We start from the raw sequence: 16,356 nt of genomic DNA, 5'->3' as shown, positions 1-16,356 counted from the left end.
GAACCCATATTCGAGGTCCAGTTCAGGATGTGTATGCCCGATTACGATGCGCTCATGCCCGTTATCCGGATCCTGCGCCGCACGCCGCTGCCCGCCACGGAGGCGTGGCACCGGCTCACCGACTGGGAACGCCATGGTGCGCGGGTGCCGCTGACCCGGACCGTGATCACGACGGCGCCGCCGACCCGCGTCGGAACCCGCTTCACGGCCCGCACGGGTGTGGCCGGGGTCACATTCGACGACCCGATGGAAGTGACGCTCTGGCGGCCCCCGACGGAGGGCGGCGCGGGCACCGTCCGACTGGAGAAGCTCGGGGGCGTGGTGCGGGGCTGGGCTCGGATCGAGGTCCACCCGCTGCCGACGGGCGGCGCGGAGGTCCGCTGGCACGAGGAACTGCGCGTGCGGGGCCTGCCCCGCACGCTCGATCCGGCGGTCGCCGCCGCGGGCCGCCGCCTCTTCGCCCGCGTGATCGACTCCCTGCTGCGGGACGGCGCCCGCAGCAGGGACGAGGGGTCCGCGGCTTAGCGGATCGGCATGTCCGAGAGGGTCCGCGCGATCACCAGGCGCTGGATCTCGCTCGTGCCCTCGAAGATCGTGTAGATCGCGCTGTCCCGGTGCATCCGCTCCACCGGGTACTCGCGGGTGAAGCCGTTGCCGCCGAGGATCTGCACGGCCTGCGCGGTGACCTTCTTGGCGACCTCGCTCGCGAAGAGCTTCGACATCGAGCCCTCCGCCGAGGTGAAGGGCTTGCCGGCGACCGCCATCCACGACGCCCGCCACACCAGCAGCCGGGCCGCGTCGATGGAGGTGCGCATGTCGGCGAGCTGGAAGGCCACGCCCTGGTTGTCGATGATCGGGCGGCCGAACTGGGTGCGGGTCTTCGCGTAGTCCAGGGCCACCTCGTACGCCGCCCGCGCCGTGCCGACCGCCATCGCGCCGACGGCGGGCCGGGAGGCCTCGAAGGTGGCCATGGCCGCGTTCTTCACGCGCTCCCCGCCGCCGCTGCGGGCCCGCTCGTGGGCCCGGGCGAGGCGCTCGTCGAGCTTCTCCTTGCCGCCGAGCAGGCAGGAGCCGGGGATCCGGACGTCCTCCAGCACCACCTCGGCGGTGTGCGAGGCGCGGATGCCGTGCTTCTTGAACTTCTGGCCCTGGGACAGGCCCGGGGTGTTCGGCGGCACGATGAAGGAGGCGTGCCCCTTGGTGCCGAGCTCCGGGTCCACCACGGCGACGACGATGTGGACGTTGGCGATGCCGCCGTTGGTCGCCCAGGTCTTGGTGCCGTTCAGCACCCACTCGTCCTTGGCCTGGTCGTAGACGGCCCGGGTGCGCATCGAGCCGACGTCGGAGCCGGCGTCCGGCTCGGAGGAGCAGAAGGCGGCGACCTTCACGTCGTCCGGGGTGCCGTACATCTGGGGTATCCAGGTGCCGATCTGCTCCTCGGTGCCGTTGGCCACGACGCCGATGGCGGCGAGCCCGGTGCCGACGATCGACAGGGCGATGCCCGCGTCGCCCCAGAACAGCTCCTCCATGGCCATCGGGATGCCGAGGCCGGTCGGGTCGAAGAACTGCTGCGCGTAGAAGTCGAGGGAGTAGATGCCGACCTTCGCGGCCTCCTGGATGACGGGCCAGGGAGTCTCTTCGCGCTCGTCCCATTCCGCGGCGGCGGGCCGGATCACGTCGGCGGCGAAGCCGTGGATCCAGTCGCGCACCTGCTTCTGGTCCTCATTGAGATCCATGGTGAACTCCGCCATGTCGTCCCCTCCAGCTGTGCTTGTCGAGCCCATGACGTTACTCGCGGTAACATCGAACAGTGAGCACAGTGTGTTACTGGCGGGTAGCCACTGTCAACCAGGAGCGGCCGCCCACCACCGCCGCCGATTCGGCCGACCGGGTGTGCGGGGTGTTACGTTGCGTGGGCGTCGAGCACATCGCAAGGGCGGGGAGAGAAACACGTCATGGAGACCACGCGGCAGGCCGGCCCGGCAGGCGGCCACCAAGGATCGTCCGAGCACCGGCGGCGGGAGCTGCTCGAAGCGGCCGACCGCGTCGTCCTCAGGGACGGCCCCCGGGCCTCCATGAACGCCATCGCGGCCGAGGCGGGCATCACCAAGCCCATCCTCTACCGGCACTTCGGCGACAAGGCGGGCCTCTACCAGGCCCTCGCCGTCCGCCACACCGACGCGCTCCTGGACTCCCTGCGCGCCGCGCTGGACGCACCGGCCGAGCGTCGGCGCCGGGTAGAGGCCACCCTCGACACCTACCTCTCCGCCATCGAGGCGCGCCCGCAGGTCTACCGGTTCCTGATGCACCCGGCCGAGGACCCGCAGACCGCGGAGCGCGGTTTCGACGTCGGCCTGCACTCGGCGCCGCTGCTGCGCCGCCTCGGCGAGGAGCTGGCCCAGGTGATCGCGGAGCGGGTGGACCTGGGCCCCGGCGGGGAGCGGCTGGCCCGGGTGTGGGGCCACGGGATCGTCGGCATGATGCACGCGGCCGGCGACTGGTGGCTCGGCGAGCGGCCCTGCGAGCGGGCCGAGTTGGTCAGCGACCTGGTCGACCTGCTCTGGGGCCGGTTGGCGACCGCGGGCAACCGCCCGGACGGCCCCGGCTTCTGAAAGGTCCCGCGGCGCGGGGGCGCGTACCGCGGCGGGCGCTCAGGAGGCGGGAGCCGACCAGGGCGCCCGGCGGATCGCGCGGCGCAGGCGGCGCAGCCGCAGGCCGGTGACCCGGTCCGCGTACACGCCACCGTCGAGGTGGTCGCACTCGTGCTGGAGGCACCGGGCGAAGAACCCGGTGCCGCAGATCCGCACCGGCGCGCCGTCCGAGGTGACCCCTTCGACCACCGCGCGGTCGAAGCGGACCGTCCCGGCCTCCAGACCGGGCAGCGACAGGCAGCCCTCGGGGCCGACCAGCTCCAGCCCGTCGGCCTCGACGAGGCGCGGGTTCACCACGTGGCCGACGTGGCGGACGTCCTCGTCGTCGGGGCAGTCGTAGACGAAGACCCGCTGGTTCACGCCGATCTGGTTCGCGGCCAGGCCCACGCCCTGGGCGGCGTACATCGTGGCGAACATGTCCTCGATGAGCCGGTCGAGGGCCGGACCGAAGTCGGTGACCTCCGCGCAGGCGGAGTGGAGCACCGGATCGCCGAGCAGGCTCATGGTGCGGACGAGGCCTGAATTGCCGGGGATCGGACGCTGTCGCATGGCGATAAGGGTACGCGGAGCGACTATATGAGGGATTCAGTGGGCGCCGCGGTCAGGGCTCCCACCGGTTCTGGATAGGCTGGGGCCGACCGACGCAAGGAGGACGAGGGACGATGGCAGGCAACACAGAGCCGCTTTCGCCGCGGGCCAAGCTGGCCGTGACGGCGGGCAAGGCCGCGGCGGCGGTGTCGCGGGCCGCGGGACGCGGAAGCGGATCGGTGATCGGGGGCAAGGTCGCGCTCAGGCTCGATCCCGATCTTCTCGGCGCGCTGGCACAGCATCTCGATGTCGTCCTCGTGTCGGCAACGAACGGCAAGACGACGACGACCCGGCTGATCGCGGAGGCCCTGCGCGCCAGCGGGCCCGTGGTGTCCAACGCGCTGGGCGCCAACATGCCCGCGGGCATCACGTCGGCGCTGGCCGGTGGCAGCGACGCCAAGTACGGCGTGATCGAGGTCGACGAGAAGTACCTCGCGGGCGTGGCCCGGGACGTGACGCCGAAGGTGATCGCGCTCCTGAATCTCAGCCGCGACCAGCTGGACCGCGCCGCTGAGACCCGCATGCTCGCGGAGAAGTGGCGCGAGGGGCTCCAGGGCTCCAAGGCGGTCATCGTCGCGAACTGCGACGACCCCCTGATCGTGTGGTCCGCGTCCTCGTCGCAGAACGTGGTGTGGGTCGCGGCCGGCCAGGAGTGGAAGGACGACGCCTGGTCGTGCCCCTCCTGCGGCGGCGTGATGCAGCGTCCGGGCGACGACTGGTTCTGCGGCGAGTGCGGCTTCCGCCGCCCCAGCCCGACCTGGGTGCTCAGCGGCGACCACGTGCTCGACCCGCACGGCAGCGCCTGGCCGATCCACCTCCAGCTGCCGGGCCGCGCCAACAAGGCGAACGCCGCCACCTCGGCCGCCGTCGCCGCCGTCTTCGGGGTTCCCCCGCAGGTGGCCCTGGAGCGCATGTACCAGGTGCAGGCCGTGGCCGGCCGCTACGACGTGGTCTCCTTCCAGGGCCGCGAGCTGCGCCTGCTGCTCGCGAAGAACCCCGCGGGCTGGCTCGAAACGTTTTCCCTGATCGACCCGCCGCCCACGCCGGTGATCCTTTCGGTCAACGCGCGCGGTGCCGACGGCACCGACACCTCCTGGCTGTGGGACGTGGACTACCCGCGCCTCGCCGGTCACCCGATCTTCGTGATCGGCGACCGCAAGCTCGACCTCGCGGTCCGTCTGGAGGTCGCGGGGCTGGACTTCCGCGTCTGCGAGACCCTCGACGAGGCCGTCCAGCTGGCGCCTCCCGGCCAGATCGAGCTGATCGCCAACTACACCGCCTTCCAGGACGTGCGCCGCCGCGTCGGCAACTAGTACTCATACCCCAGAGGACACGAGAGCATGAGCGACAACAGCCTGCGTCTGGTGTGGGTCTACCCCGACCTGCTCAGCACGTACGGAGACCAGGGCAACGCCCTGGTCGTGGAGCGCCGGGCACGGCTGCGCGGTCTGGACGTCCAGCGCGTGGACGTGCGCAGCGACCAGCCGATCCCGACCTCCGGTGACATCTACCTCATCGGCGGCGGCGAGGACCGGCCCCAGCGACTGGCCGCGGAGCGGCTGGTGCGCGACGGCGGTCTGGAGCGCGCCGTCTCGAACGGGGCGATCGTCTTCTCCGTCTGCGCCGGCTACCAGATCCTCGGCCAGGAGTTCGTCAACGACATGGGCGAGCGCCAGCAGGGCCTCGGCCTGCTGGACGTGGTCACCGTGCGCGGCGAGGGCGAGCGCTGCGTGGGCGACGTCCTCGGCGACATCGACCCGCGGCTCGGCCTGCCGCAGCTGACGGGCTTCGAGAACCACCAGGGCGTCACGCACCTCGGTCCGACCGCCCGCCCGTTCGCCCGCGTCAGCATGGGCCGCGGCAACGGCACGGGCGACGGCACGGAGGGCGCGTACAACGACACCGTCTTCGGCACCTACATGCACGGCCCCGTGATGGCCCGCAACCCGCTGATCGCGGACCTGCTGCTGAAGCTGGCCCTCGACGTGAACGCGCTGCCGCCGGTCGACGACCGCTGGTACGAGGCGCTGCGCGCGGAGCGCATCGCCTCGGCGACGCAGCCCGCCTAGCCGCGCCACCACCCGTTCGGCCCGGATTCCCCTAGGGGGATCCGGGCCGACGTGCGTTCGTACGACTGATCTGACCAGCATGTGGAGGATGGTTCAGTCCGGCGGGCATCCGATTGTAGGGTGGCGGTAGTTCCAACCGGACGACGTGGTCCGGTCATCGGCCCACGTTGCAAAGGTCCTGCCTGCCATGCGCATTGGTGTGCTCACTTCCGGAGGCGACTGCCCCGGCCTGAATGCCGTCATCCGCTCCGTCGTGCACCGCGCCGTCGTCGACCACGGCGACGAGGTCATCGGTTTCCTCGACGGCTGGAAGGGCCTCCTGGAGGGCGACTACCGCAAGCTGGACCTGGACGCCGTGAGCGGCATCCTGGCCCGCGGCGGCACCATCCTCGGCTCCTCCCGGGTCCAGCCCGCGCACCTGCGCGGCGGGGTCGAGACGGCCCGCGGCCACGTAGCGGACCTCGGCCTCGACGCGATCATCCCGATCGGCGGCGAGGGCACGCTGAAGGCGGCCCACCTGCTCGCGGAGGCCGGACTGCCGATCGTCGGCGTGCCGAAGACCATCGACAACGACATCTCCTCGACCGATGTCACCTTCGGCTTCGACACGGCCGTGGGGGTGGCCACCGAGGCCCTCGACCGGCTCAAGACCACCGCCGAGTCGCACCAGCGCGTGATGGTGGTCGAGGTCATGGGCCGCCACACCGGCTGGATCGCCCTGCACTCGGGCATGGCCGCGGGCGCCCACGCGATCGTCGTGCCGGAGCGGCCCTTCGACATCGACGAGCTGACGGCCATCGTCGGCGAGCGGTTCTCGGCGGGCAAGCGGTTCGCGATCGTCGTGGTCGCCGAGGGCGCCAAGCCCGCGGAGGGCTCCTCGATGTCCTTCGAGCAGGGCGGCACCGACATCTACGGCCACGAGCGCTTCGCCGGGATCGGCAACCGGCTCGCCGTCGAGCTGGAGGACCGCCTCGGCAAGGAGGCCCGTCCGGTGATCCTGGGCCACGTCCAGCGCGGCGGCACGCCGACGGCGTACGACCGGGTGCTCGCCACCCGCTTCGGCTGGCACGCGGTGGAGGCGGCCCATCGGGGCGAGTTCGGCATGCTGACGGCCCTGCGCGGCACCGACATCGTGATGGTCCCGCTGGGCGAGGCCACCCAGACGCTCAAGACGGTCCCGGCCGAGCGGTACGCGGAGGCGGAGACCGTTCTGTGATCTTTCCCCCCTTCTGACCCCGCCCCCGGACGCAGCTGCGACCGGGGGCGGCACTACTGTGGTGGGGCACCACAGGTCAAGGGAGTACACGCATGAACTTTCTCGCGCACGACGGCATGGATATGGGTGGCCTGCCGCCGTTCACCCTCGGGCGCGGTCTGGAGTTCTCGTTCGACGCGTTCTTCCTGTTCGGCTCGCTGATCGGGCTCGGCCTCTACCTGTGGGGCGTGTTGCGCCTGCGCGGGCGCGGCGACTCCTGGCCCGTGGCCCGGACGGTGGCCTTCACCATCGGCGTGCTCACCGTGATGCTGGTGATGTGCACCAAGCTGAACGACTACGGCATGGTCATGTTCAGCGTGCACATGGTCCAGCACATGGTCATCAGCATGCTGAGCCCGATCCTGCTGCTGCTCGGCGCGCCGGTCACGCTGGCCCTGCGCGCGCTGGTGCCCGCGGCCCGCGGCCACAAGGGTCCGCGCGAGCTGCTGCTGATGCTCCTGCACAGCCGCTACATGAAGGTGATCACCCACCCGGTGTTCACCATCCCCATGTTCATCGCCAGCCTCTACGGCCTGTACTTCACCCCGCTCTTCGACTTCCTGATGGGGTCCAAGGCCGGGCACATCGCGATGATGGTGCACTTCCTCGCCGTCGGCCTGATCTTCTTCTGGCCGATCATGGGCGTGGACCCGGGCCCGCACCGCCCCGGATACGTGATGCGGATGCTGGAACTCTTCGCCGGCATGCCCTTCCACGCCTTCTTCGGCATCGCGCTGATGATGGCGAGCGAGCCGATGATCAAGACGTACTCCAGCCCGCCCGCGAGCCTCGGCATCGACCCGCTGCTCGACCAGCAGTGGGGCGGCGGCATCGCCTGGGCGTTCAGCGAGATCCCCTCCGTGCTGGTCCTGATCGCGCTGGTCTACCAGTGGTACCACTCCGAGCAGCGGGCCGCGAAGCGCTCCGACCGCGCGGCCGACCGGGACGGCGACAAGGAGCTGGCGGCCTACAACGCATATCTGGCCTCCCTCCAAGCGCGTGGACAGTAGCGCCGGGGCCCCCTGGCGCGCCACCATGGGGCATGACCGGATCTGTGAAGGCGATGGCCGTCATGACCTGTGCCGCGCTGGTGGCGGTGGCGGGGTACTCGGTGGCCCTCGGCAGTAATGGGTGGCTGTGGTTCGGCTGGGTCCTCCTGGGACTGCTGACGGCCGCGATGGCCGTCTCCCGCAACACCTGATCCGCCCCGTCCGCGGGCTGCCGCGCGCCCGCCTCTGCCGTCCGGCAGCTGACTGTCCGTAGGATGGCGGTGACCGCAGGACGTCGACGGGAGCGGCCGGATGTTCTACCACCTGCTCAAGCACGTGCTCCTCGGACCCCTGCTGCGCCTGTTGTTCCGGCCGCGGATCGAGGGCATGGAGCACATTCCGTCCGAAGGCGCCGCCATCGTGGCGGGCAACCACCTGTCCTTCTCGGACCACTTCCTGATGCCCGCCGTGCTGGGGCGCCGGATCACCTTCCTCGCGAAGGCCGAGTACTTCACCGGCCCCGGCCTCAAGGGGCGGCTCACCGCCGCCTTCTTCCGCAGCGCGGGCCAGATCCCGGTCGACCGCACCGGCAAGGACGCGGGCCGGGCGGCCCTGCGCGAGGGGCTGGGGGTGCTGGCCAAGGGCGAGCTGCTGGGCATCTACCCGGAGGGCACCCGTTCGCACGACGGGCGGCTGTACAAGGGGAAGGTGGGCGTGGCCGCGATGGCGCTCGGCGCGGGGGTGCCCGTCGTCCCCTGCGCGATGGTCGGCACCTTCGAGATCCAGCCGCCGGGACAGAAGATCCCCAAGATCCGGCGGGTGACGATCCGCTTCGGCGCCCCGCTGGAGTTCAGCCGGTACGAGGGGATGGAGAACGAGCGCGTCGTGCTGCGCGCCGTCACCGACGAGATCATGTACGCCGTCCTCGGCCTGTCCGGTCAGGAGTACGTCGACCGGTACGCGGCCGAGGTCAAGGCCGAGGCGGAGGAGACGCGGAAGAAGGCCCGGCGCACGGGGCGCTGAGCCTTCTCCACGGACCGTTCCCCCTGCGGTCCGCCCGGGGGCGGACCGCAGGGACCTCTCGTCCTCAGCGGACGGCGGGGAGCTCCTCGAGCGCCGGCAGGTCGGACGCCGCGCTCTTGGCGAGCGACTTCGCGGCGGTCGGGGCCGGGGCGACGGGCGTGGCGTGCGGACCGCACTTCACGTCCTGCGCGTCGACCTTGCCGGTGAGCAGGTAGGTGTCCACCCGGGTGTTGATGCAGGGGTTCACCAGGCTGGTGACACCGTGCGAGCCCGCGTTCTGCTCGGTGATCAGGCGCGAGCCGGCGAGCCGGCGGTGCAGCGAGACCGCGCCCTCGTACGGCGTGGCCGCGTCCCGCTCGGACTGGACGATGAGCACCGGCGGCAGCCCGCGCTTGGCACCGACCTCGATCGGGGTGGACTGCTTGGCCTTCCAGGTCGCGCACGGGAGGTTCATCCACGCGTTGGACCAGGTCAGGAAGGGGTACTTCTCGTGCAGCTTGCTGTTGTCCCGGTCCCACTTGGCCCAGCTGGTGGGCCACTTGGCGTCCGCGCACTCGACGGCGGTGTAGACGGCGTTGCCGTTCTCCGCGGTCGCGTTGCCCTTGGTGTCGGACATGTCCGGGGCGATCGCGTCGACGAGCGCCTGCGTGTCACCGGCGACGTAGGCCGCGAAGGTCGTCGCGACCGGCACCCACGAGGAGTCGTAGTACGGGGCGCTCTGGAAGAAGCCGATCAGCTCCGCGGGACCGACGACCCCACCGATCGGGTTGGCCTTGGCCTTGGCGCGCAGGGCCTCGTACTGGGCCTGGACCTTGGCGCGGGTGTCACCGAGGTGGAAGGACGCGTCGTTCTTGGCGACCCAGTCCTGCCAGTCGTTCCAGCGGCCCTGGAAGGCCACGTCCTGGCCGAGGTTGGCCTGGTACCAGATGTTGTCCTGGTCCGGGTTGACCACGGAGTCGACGATCATGCGGCGCACGTGGGTCGGGAAGAGGGTCGCGTAGACCCCGCCCAGGTAGGTGCCGTAGGAGACGCCGAGGTAGTTCAGCTTCTTCTCGCCGAGGGCGGCGCGGATGACGTCGAGGTCGCGCGCGGTGTTCGGCGTGGTCATCTGCGGCAGCATCTCGCCGCTGCGGGCCTTGCAGCCGTCCGCGTACTCGGCGGCCAGCTTGCGCTGCGCGTTCTTGTCGGCGACCGAGTCGGGGACCGGGTCGGCCTTGGGGGCCTTGACGAACTCCTGCGGGTCGATGCAGGAGATCGGCGCGGAGTGGCCGACGCCGCGGGGGTCGAAGCCCACGAAGTCGTACGCCTTGGAGGTGTTGACCCACAGCGGGCTCTTGGTCGTGACACGGCGCGGGAAGCGCATGCCGGAGCCGCCGGGACCACCGGGGTTGTAGATCAGGGCGCCCTGGCGCTCCTGCGGGGTGCCCGTGCTGCCGATCCGGTCGACCGCGAGGTCGATGGTCTTGCCGAAGGGCTTGGCGTAGTCGAGCGGGACCTTGACGTAGCCGCACTGGATCGGGGCCTCGAAGCCCCAGTCGGCCGGACAGGCCTTCCAGTCGATCCCGGTGTGCGCCGCGCGGGCGGCGGCGATCTCGACGCCGACCGACTCCGGGATCCCGTAGGACCGGTTGTCGGTGGCGGCGGCGGGTGTGGCCATGACGAGGCCGGCCGTGAGCGTACCGGCGATCAGAGCGGCAGCGCTCCCCAGCGCTGCGTTGCGTATCACGTGGTTGTTCCCCCTGCGTCAGGTGCCGCCGTGGGCGGCCGACTTCGGACGACGTGCAGGGGGATCTTCGCGCCTGACCTATACGCGACAACAGAGCGCGGTCGGGTTCTTTGCCAACCCGATATGCGGATTCAGGTGTACCGCTGAGCGGGGTCCCGGTCCGTCCCGGCGTCCGGACACGGGATCCGCCGTCACGGGGCGTACGTGCGCAGCGCCCCGTCCAACACCTCGCGCAGCGCCAGCGCGTCCGCCGCCAGGGCCGTGACCAGCACGGCGGGCCCGGCCAGCGGGGTGACGGCGGCCAGCGGGCCGAGCGGCGCGGCGGCGGGCGGGTCCGCCGCGAAGGCCGGGTCGACGATCAGGAGTTGACCGAGGGCCCGGTGACCGGCCAGCCCGGCCGGGCCGTCCCAGCCGTCGGGGGCGCCGGGGCCGCAGGCGAGTTCCTGGTCCAGCAGGGGCGACCCGGCGCGGCGCACGGTGAGCCGGCTGCGCAGCAGGCCCGGCGCCTCGCCGGTGCGCCCGAGCACCTGCTCCTCGCGCAGCACCAGCCGGGCGGTGGCGGCCAGTTCCACCCGGGTGCGCACCCACAGGTCGCTGCCCGCGACCGAGACCAGCTGCTCGGGCAGCCAGCGCACGGCCGCGCCCTCCTCCAGCGTCAGCGAGGTCTCGTACAGCGCGGGCGCCCCGCCGCGGCCGGGCAGGGCCAGGGTGGCCGCGGCCGAGCCGAGGGCGAGCCGGGCGCCGGGGCCCGCGCTCGCCTCGACGGTGAGGTGGTCGCCGCCGAGCGGTGCGCTCATCGCGCCGACGAGGGTGACCCGCGCCTCCCCGGGGCCGCTCCCCCGGGTCCGGCGCAGCGCGAAGGGGCCCTCCCCGTGGAGCAGCGGCAGGGCGGTGCCGCCGCGGCCGTCGGCCTCGGCGCGGATGCGGGCCGTGGCCCGCAGCCCCGAGGCCGGTACGGGCGGCGCGGGGGCCGCGGTGGGGGCCGTGGCCGTGGTCACCGGGACACCCAGGCCGCGACGTGCTCGCGCACCCACGCGGCGACCGGGCCCACGCCCTGCGGTCCGCGCAACGACTGGAAGGCGACCGGGAGTTCGCCGCGCTGGTCGGCGGCGTCGCGCGCCATCCGGTCCAGGTCCGATCCGACGTAGGGGGCCAGGTCGGTCTTGTTCACGATGAGCAGGTCGGCGGTGGTCACGCCGGGGCCGCCCTTGCGCGGGATGTCGTCGCCGCCGGCCACGTCGATCACGAAGATCTGCGCGTCGACCAGCCCGCGCGAGAAGGTCGCGGTGAGGTTGTCGCCGCCGGACTCGACGAGCACCAGGTCGAGCGGACCGATCGCGTCCTCCAGCTCCTCCACCGCCTCCAGGTTGGCGGAGATGTCGTCGCGGATCGCGGTGTGGGGGCAGGCGCCGGTCTCGACGGCGGCGATCCGCTCGGGCGGCAGCACCGCCTCGCGCAGCAGGAACTCGGCGTCCTCGCGGGTGTAGATGTCGTTGGTCACGACGGCCATCGAGAACTCCGCGCGCAGCTCCCGGCAGAGCGCCGCGACCGTGGCGGTCTTGCCGGAGCCGACCGGACCGCCGAGTCCGATGCGCAGCGCCCGGCGCGAGCCGTCGGCGCGCAGCGGAGCGGCGCTGTGGCTGTGCCGGTGCGGGAAGGTCCCGGCGTGGTCGAGGTGCATGGAGGACTCCTTGGGAGGGTGGTTTTTCAGGAGGCGAAGAGGCGTACGGGCCAGGCCGCGTGCGCCTCGGCGGCGATGTCCAGCAGGGGCGCGGAGGCGGCGGGCAGCGCCCCCGCCCCGGCCGAGAGCGCGAGGCGCGCGGCGTCCGCCGCCCGGTCGGCGACCTCGTCCATGGCCGGGGCCAGCCGGGCCAGCACCCCGCTCGCCTCGAAGGGGTCCAGGCCCAGCAGCCGCACGGTCGCGGTGGCCGGACCCCCGACGGCCTCGTACGCCGCCACGTGCGCGGCATCGAGCGGCCCGAGCCCGGCGGCCCGCGCGGTGACGCCGAGCACCACGGGCTGGTGCGCCCCGCGCGGGAAGGCCGCGGCCACCGCTTCGAGTTCCGCCGAGGGCCAGGTGGCCCGGGCGGCGCGCAGCAGCTGGCGACCGAGTCGGCGCGCGGCGGCCCGCAGCGCGGGCGAGGGCGTCCGGGCGTCGGCGGCGGCGTCCAGTACGGCCGGATCCATGCCGAGGGCGGCCGCGGCGGCCAGGGCCGCCGCGACCAGCCCGGCGGTGTGCAACCGGCCCCGGCAGAAGGCCTCCAGGGTGCGGTCGTCGTGGATCCGGCCCGCCTTGACGGCGGCCTCGGCCCCGCCGGAGTGCGCGTGGCCCCCGGCGGGGAAGCGTCCGTCCGCGAGCACCAGCAGGGCGGCCCGGCTCATCGCGGCGGTCCGCTCTCGAAGGTCCCCATCAGAAGAGGAAGTAACGCTGGGCCATGGGCAGTTCCGCGGCGGGCGCGGGCTCCACGACATCGCCGTCGATGGTCACGGTGAAGGTGTCCGCGTCCACCTCGACGCGGGGGCGCGCGTCGTTGTTGCGCATGTCCTCCTTGGTGACCTTGCGGGTGCTCTCGATCGCCACGAAGGGCTTGGCCAGGCCGAGGCGTTCGGGCAGGCCGTCGTCGAGCGCGGGCCGGGAGGTGAAGTTCAGCGAGTTGTGGCCGGCGGAGCGACCGGTGGCGCCGAACATCGGCCGGGGCAGCACGGGCTGCGGGGTGGGGATGGAGCCGTTGGCGTCGCCCATCTGCGCGTAGGCGATCTGCCCGCCCTTGACCACCACTTCGGGCTTGACCCCGAAGAAGGCGGGCCGCCAGATCACCAGGTCGGCGAGCTTGCCGGTCTCCACGGAGCCGATCTCGCGGGCGAGGCCCTGGGCGACGGCCGGATTGATCGTGTACTTGGCGACGTAGCGCCGGGCCCGGTGGTTGTCGGCGGGCCCGTCGCCCGGCAGGAAGCCGCGCCGCTTCTTCATCACGTGCGCGGTCTGCCAGGTCCGCATGACGACCTCGCCGATCCGGCCCATCGCCTGGGCGTCGGAGGAGATGATCGAGATGGCTCCGAGGTCGTGCAGGACGTCCTCGGCGGCGATGGTGGACGGGCGGATCCGGGACTCGGCGAAGGCGAGGTCCTCGGGGACCGCGGGGTTGAGGTGGTGGCAGACCATCAGCATGTCGAGGTGTTCCTCGATGGTGTTGACGGTGTGCGGCCGGGTGGGATTGGTCGAGCTGGGCAGGATGTTCGACTCGGAGACCACGGTGATGATGTCGGGCGCGTGCCCGCCGCCCGCCCCCTCGGTGTGGTACGAGTGGATGGTCCGCCCGCCGATGGCCGCGAGGGTGTCGGCGACGAACCCGGCCTCGTTGAGGGTGTCGGTGTGGATGGCGACCTGCGCGCCCGTCTCGTCGCAGACGCCCAGACAGGCGTCGATGACGGCGGGGGTGGCGCCCCAGTCCTCGTGGATCTTGAACCCGAGCGCCCCGCCGCGCAGTTGGGAGTACATGGCGTCGCGGGACATCGTGGTGCCCTTGCCGAGCAGCCCGATGTTGACCGGGGAGTCCTCCAGCGCCGCGAACATCCGGGCGAGGTGCCAGGGTCCGGGGGTGACGGTGGTCGCCTTGGAGCCCTCGGCGGGGCCGGTGCCGCCGCCGACGAGGGTGGTGATCCCGGAGGCGAGGGCCTCGTCGATGATCGTCGGCGAGATGAAGTGGACGTGGGTGTCGATGCCGCCCGCGGTGACGATCTTCCCGTTGCCCGCGATGACCTCGGTCTCGGGGCCGATGACCAGGGCCGGGTGCACCCCGTCCATGGTGTCGGGGTTGCCCGCCTTGCCGATGCCGCAGATCCGGCCGTCGCGGATGCCGATGTCGGCCTTCACGACGCCCCAGTGGTCCAGCACGACCGCGCCGGTGATCACGGTGTCGGGCGCGCCCTCGGCACGCGTGGTGCGGGCCTGGCCCATCGATTCGCGGATCACCTTGCCGCCGCCGAAGACGGCCTCGTCGCCGGAGCGTCCGGGGCCGCCGCTGAGGTCCTCCTCGATCTCGACGAAGAGGTCGGTGTCGGCCAGCCGGATCCGGTCACCGGTGGTCGGCCCGAAGAGGTCGGCGTACTGCTGCCGGGTCAGCTCAGCCATCGAGCGGCCCCCCGATCTCCCCGCGCAGGCCCGGCACCACGCGCCGACCGGCGAGCGGTACGAGTTCCACCGCGACCGGGATGCCCGGCTCGAAGCGGACGGCCGTACCGGCGGCGATGTTCAGCCGGAGCCCGCGGGCGGCCGGCCGGTCGAAGTCGAGGCCGGGGTTGACCTCGGCGAAGTGGTAGTGGGAGCCGACCTGGACGGGCCGGTCGGCAGCGTTGAGCACGGTGAGACGGGTGACGGCGCGGCCTTCGTTGAGGCGCACCGGACCGTCCCCGAAGCGGATTTCGCCGGGGATCATGGGGGGGGTACCTCTCAGACGATGGGGTCGTGGACGGTGACGAGCTTGGTCCCGTCGGGGAAGGTCGCCTCGACCTGGACGTCGTGGATCATCTCGGGAACGCCCTCCATGACCTCCGCCCTGGTCAGCACGGTCCGCCCCGAGGCCATCAGTTCGGCCACCGTGCGGCCGTCGCGGGCCCCTTCGAGGATGTGGGTCGTGATCAGCGCGATCACCTCGGGGTGGTTGAGGAGCACCCCGCGCGCCCTTCGCTTCTCGGCCACATCGGCCGCCACGTGGATCAGGAGTCTTTCCTGCTCGTGCGGTGTGAGTTGCACCCTTGTCACCCGGTTTCTCGACGTCTTCGACTGCGCGCCGTGCGAGACCTTATCCACCTTCAACACTTTGTTGACCTGCCCATATGCAGCCCAAGCAGTTCTTGTCCAAGGAGGGGCAAGACTTTTCGGGTCGCACACCGCGGCTTTGCCATGTCTTGGCTGGATGCAGACGTTGGAGCCCAGACCCGACCCCCTGTCCGGCGCCGGGCCGACGCCACGTTAGGGCGCGGGCCTTTCCGTCGTGTTAACCCACGTTTCCGCCGTGGACCGCTTTCGACGGGCGTGCCCCGTCCGGGCTCCGCGCCGTATACGCCGGTAGGTTGGGCCCGGGCTATCCGCCCACCGACGAGGGAGACGCGTGTACTACAACCCGGTCCGCCACATCACCTTCGACGCCCTCGACCCCTACAAGGTGGCCGAGTTCTGGGCGTCGGTGACCGGCTACCACATGCAGGAGGACGACTTCGAAGGCGACCCGGAGATCCTGCTGACCACCGACCAGCCCGGCGTGCCGGGTCTGCTGTTCGTCCGGGTGCCGGACGCCAAGAACGTCAAGAACCGCGTACACCTGGACATTTCACCGCCGACCGGAACCCGCGACGAGACGGTCGAACGGCTCGTGGGCCTCGGCGCGCGCGTCCTGGGCGACCAGCGGCGGCCGGACGGCACGGGCTGGGTGGTCCTGGCCGATCCCGAGGGCAACGAGCTCTGCATAGAGCGCAGCGCCCCCGAGCGCGGCCTGGGCTGACGGCCCTCAGCCGCGGCGGGCGGCCGGGACGGTCCAGGGCAGGGCGATCCAGACCGTCTTGCCGCCGTCCTCGGTGGGGCTGACCGAGAGCCGTCCGCCCGATTCCGCGGTCAGCCAGCGGATGATGACCATGCCCCGGCCGTTGTCCTGCTGGACCGCGGCCGGGAGCCGCTGGGGCCACCGCGGGTGACTGTCGGTCACGCCCACCCGGAGCACCTCCTCGCGCTCCAGCCGGACGTCGACGGTGAAGGTGGGCGACTGGCCGAAGGTGTGCTGCACCGCGTTGGTGGCCAGTTCCGAGACGATCAGTCGGACGGTGTCCGCGGTATCCGCGTCATCGGGCAGTCCCCATCCGCTGAGCACGTCCGCCACGTAGCGCCGGGCGGTGGAGACCGAGGCGGGATCGCTCGGCAGGGTGACGGATGCTTCCTGGTGATCTGCCATGGCGCGGTCCCTTTCCCACCGGAGCGCAACGCCCCGGATCTGTGCTGAGCGCCAGAGTGCCACTCATTGTCCCGGCCCGGCTGCCGTTCACCCAAGATCTGCATATATCT

19 protein-coding genes are annotated in these 16,356 nt (G+C 71.9%); 9 read left to right on the top strand and 10 right to left on the bottom strand.

The genetic code is table 11. The annotated features are described in order from the left end of the window. The first annotated feature begins 54 nt into the window (after positions 1-54). Positions 55-525: an SRPBCC family protein gene (locus ACFWAR_RS15110; RefSeq protein ID WP_385777026.1), complete on the top strand. Its 471-nt coding sequence runs from the start codon at positions 55-57 to the stop codon at positions 523-525. Here the strand turns inward: ACFWAR_RS15110 and ACFWAR_RS15105 are convergent. Further along, a complete protein-coding gene (locus ACFWAR_RS15105; RefSeq protein WP_385777024.1) occupies positions 522-1,751 on the bottom strand; it encodes an acyl-CoA dehydrogenase family protein in 1,230 nt (409 codons plus the stop codon). The genes ACFWAR_RS15110 and ACFWAR_RS15105 overlap by 4 nt on opposite strands. Before the next feature lie 204 nt (positions 1,752-1,955). Between ACFWAR_RS15105 and ACFWAR_RS15100 the strand changes: the two genes are divergently transcribed. After that, positions 1,956-2,612 carry a TetR family transcriptional regulator gene (locus ACFWAR_RS15100; protein ID WP_385777022.1) on the top strand — a complete coding sequence of 219 codons (657 nt, stop codon included), beginning with the start codon at positions 1,956-1,958 and terminating at the stop codon, positions 2,610-2,612. 39 nt (positions 2,613-2,651) lie between these two features. Here the strand turns inward: ACFWAR_RS15100 and def are convergent, their stop codons facing one another. Further along, entirely contained in the window at positions 2,652-3,200 is a 549-nt protein-coding gene (def, locus tag ACFWAR_RS15095; protein ID WP_385777021.1) for a peptide deformylase, read from the bottom strand. 113 nt (positions 3,201-3,313) lie between these two features. On the opposite strand from def, the gene ACFWAR_RS15090 reads away from it, so the two are divergent. The 6 genes from ACFWAR_RS15090 to ACFWAR_RS15065 all read left to right on the top strand — a co-directional run bounded on the left by ACFWAR_RS15090 (position 3,314) and on the right by ACFWAR_RS15065 (position 8,575). Next, positions 3,314-4,552 (top strand): MurT ligase domain-containing protein, encoded by a 1,239-nt coding sequence (locus ACFWAR_RS15090; RefSeq protein ID WP_354381933.1) that lies wholly within the window; start codon positions 3,314-3,316, stop codon positions 4,550-4,552. Positions 4,553-4,579: 27 nt separating this feature from the next. After that, entirely contained in the window at positions 4,580-5,308 is a 729-nt protein-coding gene (locus ACFWAR_RS15085; RefSeq protein WP_354381934.1) for a glutamine amidotransferase, read from the top strand. Positions 5,309-5,495: 187 nt separating this feature from the next. Continuing rightward, complete coding sequence (locus ACFWAR_RS15080; protein ID WP_385777019.1) at positions 5,496-6,524, top strand: 6-phosphofructokinase; 1,029 nt, start codon at positions 5,496-5,498, stop codon at positions 6,522-6,524. Between the two features lie 92 nt (positions 6,525-6,616). Then, a complete protein-coding gene (locus ACFWAR_RS15075; RefSeq protein WP_385777017.1) occupies positions 6,617-7,573 on the top strand; it encodes a cytochrome c oxidase assembly protein in 957 nt (318 codons plus the stop codon). A gap of 32 nt (positions 7,574-7,605) precedes the next feature. Continuing rightward, entirely contained in the window at positions 7,606-7,764 is a 159-nt protein-coding gene (locus ACFWAR_RS15070) for a hypothetical protein (protein WP_385777015.1), read from the top strand. A gap of 100 nt (positions 7,765-7,864) precedes the next feature. Then, positions 7,865-8,575: a lysophospholipid acyltransferase family protein gene (locus tag ACFWAR_RS15065; protein WP_385777013.1), complete on the top strand. Its 711-nt coding sequence runs from the start codon at positions 7,865-7,867 to the stop codon at positions 8,573-8,575. Between the two features lie 64 nt (positions 8,576-8,639). Here ACFWAR_RS15065 and ACFWAR_RS15060 read toward each other — a convergent pair whose 3' ends face one another. From ACFWAR_RS15060 to ACFWAR_RS15030, 7 genes are all read right to left on the bottom strand, one after another. After that, positions 8,640-10,232 (bottom strand): alpha/beta hydrolase, encoded by a 1,593-nt coding sequence (locus ACFWAR_RS15060; protein WP_385777127.1) that lies wholly within the window; start codon positions 10,230-10,232, stop codon positions 8,640-8,642. A gap of 260 nt (positions 10,233-10,492) precedes the next feature. Beyond that, positions 10,493-11,299: an urease accessory protein UreD gene (locus ACFWAR_RS15055; RefSeq protein WP_385777011.1), complete on the bottom strand. Its 807-nt coding sequence runs from the start codon at positions 11,297-11,299 to the stop codon at positions 10,493-10,495. Further along, positions 11,296-11,982 (bottom strand): urease accessory protein UreG, encoded by a 687-nt coding sequence (ureG, locus tag ACFWAR_RS15050; RefSeq protein WP_385777009.1) that lies wholly within the window; start codon positions 11,980-11,982, stop codon positions 11,296-11,298. The genes ACFWAR_RS15055 and ureG overlap by 4 nt, the downstream gene beginning before the upstream one ends. A 26-nt stretch (positions 11,983-12,008) precedes the next feature. Next, positions 12,009-12,683: an urease accessory protein UreF gene (locus ACFWAR_RS15045; protein WP_385777007.1), complete on the bottom strand. Its 675-nt coding sequence runs from the start codon at positions 12,681-12,683 to the stop codon at positions 12,009-12,011. A gap of 28 nt (positions 12,684-12,711) precedes the next feature. Further along, positions 12,712-14,433 (bottom strand): urease subunit alpha, encoded by a 1,722-nt coding sequence (locus ACFWAR_RS15040; RefSeq protein WP_385777005.1) that lies wholly within the window; start codon positions 14,431-14,433, stop codon positions 12,712-12,714. Continuing rightward, positions 14,426-14,737, bottom strand: coding sequence for an urease subunit beta (locus tag ACFWAR_RS15035; protein WP_385777003.1), 312 nt, complete (start codon positions 14,735-14,737; stop codon positions 14,426-14,428). Before ACFWAR_RS15035 ends, ACFWAR_RS15040 begins: the two co-directional genes overlap by 8 nt. Before the next feature lie 14 nt (positions 14,738-14,751). After that, positions 14,752-15,054, bottom strand: coding sequence for an urease subunit gamma (locus tag ACFWAR_RS15030; protein ID WP_385777001.1), 303 nt, complete (start codon positions 15,052-15,054; stop codon positions 14,752-14,754). A gap of 358 nt (positions 15,055-15,412) precedes the next feature. On the opposite strand from ACFWAR_RS15030, the gene ACFWAR_RS15025 reads away from it, so the two are divergent. Next, the gene (locus tag ACFWAR_RS15025) at positions 15,413-15,802 is read left to right on the top strand and encodes a VOC family protein (protein ID WP_385776999.1); all 390 of its coding nucleotides are present in this window, start codon (positions 15,413-15,415) and stop codon (positions 15,800-15,802) included. 6 nt (positions 15,803-15,808) lie between these two features. On the opposite strand, the gene ACFWAR_RS15020 is transcribed toward ACFWAR_RS15025, so the two are convergent. Further along, positions 15,809-16,246 carry an ATP-binding protein gene (locus ACFWAR_RS15020; RefSeq protein ID WP_385776997.1) on the bottom strand — a complete coding sequence of 146 codons (438 nt, stop codon included), beginning with the start codon at positions 16,244-16,246 and terminating at the stop codon, positions 15,809-15,811. Between the last annotated feature and the right edge of the window lie 110 nt (positions 16,247-16,356).

It is taken from the genome of Streptomyces sp. NPDC059917, from assembly GCF_042730635.1.
Classification (GTDB): Bacteria; Actinomycetota; Actinomycetes; order Streptomycetales; family Streptomycetaceae; genus Streptomyces.
Note: the sequence above shows the minus strand (reverse complement) of the source record. Positions and strands in the feature narration are given on the sequence as shown.

Excerpts from the sequence above, each read along its gene's own strand:
- ACFWAR_RS15110 (WP_385777026.1), top strand. The coding sequence starts at position 55 with ATGCCCGTTATCCGGATCCTGCGCCGCACGCCGCTGCCCGCCACGGAG.
- ACFWAR_RS15105 (WP_385777024.1), bottom strand. The coding sequence starts at position 1,751 with ATGGCGGAGTTCACCATGGATCTCAATGAGGACCAGAAGCAGGTGCGC.
- ACFWAR_RS15100 (WP_385777022.1), top strand. The coding sequence starts at position 1,956 with ATGGAGACCACGCGGCAGGCCGGCCCGGCAGGCGGCCACCAAGGATCG.
- def (WP_385777021.1), bottom strand. The coding sequence starts at position 3,200 with ATGCGACAGCGTCCGATCCCCGGCAATTCAGGCCTCGTCCGCACCATG.
- ACFWAR_RS15090 (WP_354381933.1), top strand. The coding sequence starts at position 3,314 with ATGGCAGGCAACACAGAGCCGCTTTCGCCGCGGGCCAAGCTGGCCGTG.
- ACFWAR_RS15085 (WP_354381934.1), top strand. The coding sequence starts at position 4,580 with ATGAGCGACAACAGCCTGCGTCTGGTGTGGGTCTACCCCGACCTGCTC.
- ACFWAR_RS15080 (WP_385777019.1), top strand. The coding sequence starts at position 5,496 with ATGCGCATTGGTGTGCTCACTTCCGGAGGCGACTGCCCCGGCCTGAAT.
- ACFWAR_RS15075 (WP_385777017.1), top strand. The coding sequence starts at position 6,617 with ATGAACTTTCTCGCGCACGACGGCATGGATATGGGTGGCCTGCCGCCG.
- ACFWAR_RS15070 (WP_385777015.1), top strand. The coding sequence starts at position 7,606 with ATGACCGGATCTGTGAAGGCGATGGCCGTCATGACCTGTGCCGCGCTG.
- ACFWAR_RS15065 (WP_385777013.1), top strand. The coding sequence starts at position 7,865 with ATGTTCTACCACCTGCTCAAGCACGTGCTCCTCGGACCCCTGCTGCGC.
- ACFWAR_RS15060 (WP_385777127.1), bottom strand. The coding sequence starts at position 10,232 with ATGGCCACACCCGCCGCCGCCACCGACAACCGGTCCTACGGGATCCCG.
- ureG (WP_385777009.1), bottom strand. The coding sequence starts at position 11,982 with ATGCACCTCGACCACGCCGGGACCTTCCCGCACCGGCACAGCCACAGC.
- ACFWAR_RS15045 (WP_385777007.1), bottom strand. The coding sequence starts at position 12,683 with ATGAGCCGGGCCGCCCTGCTGGTGCTCGCGGACGGACGCTTCCCCGCC.
- ACFWAR_RS15040 (WP_385777005.1), bottom strand. The coding sequence starts at position 14,433 with ATGGCTGAGCTGACCCGGCAGCAGTACGCCGACCTCTTCGGGCCGACC.
- ACFWAR_RS15035 (WP_385777003.1), bottom strand. The coding sequence starts at position 14,737 with ATGATCCCCGGCGAAATCCGCTTCGGGGACGGTCCGGTGCGCCTCAAC.
- ACFWAR_RS15020 (WP_385776997.1), bottom strand. The coding sequence starts at position 16,246 with ATGGCAGATCACCAGGAAGCATCCGTCACCCTGCCGAGCGATCCCGCC.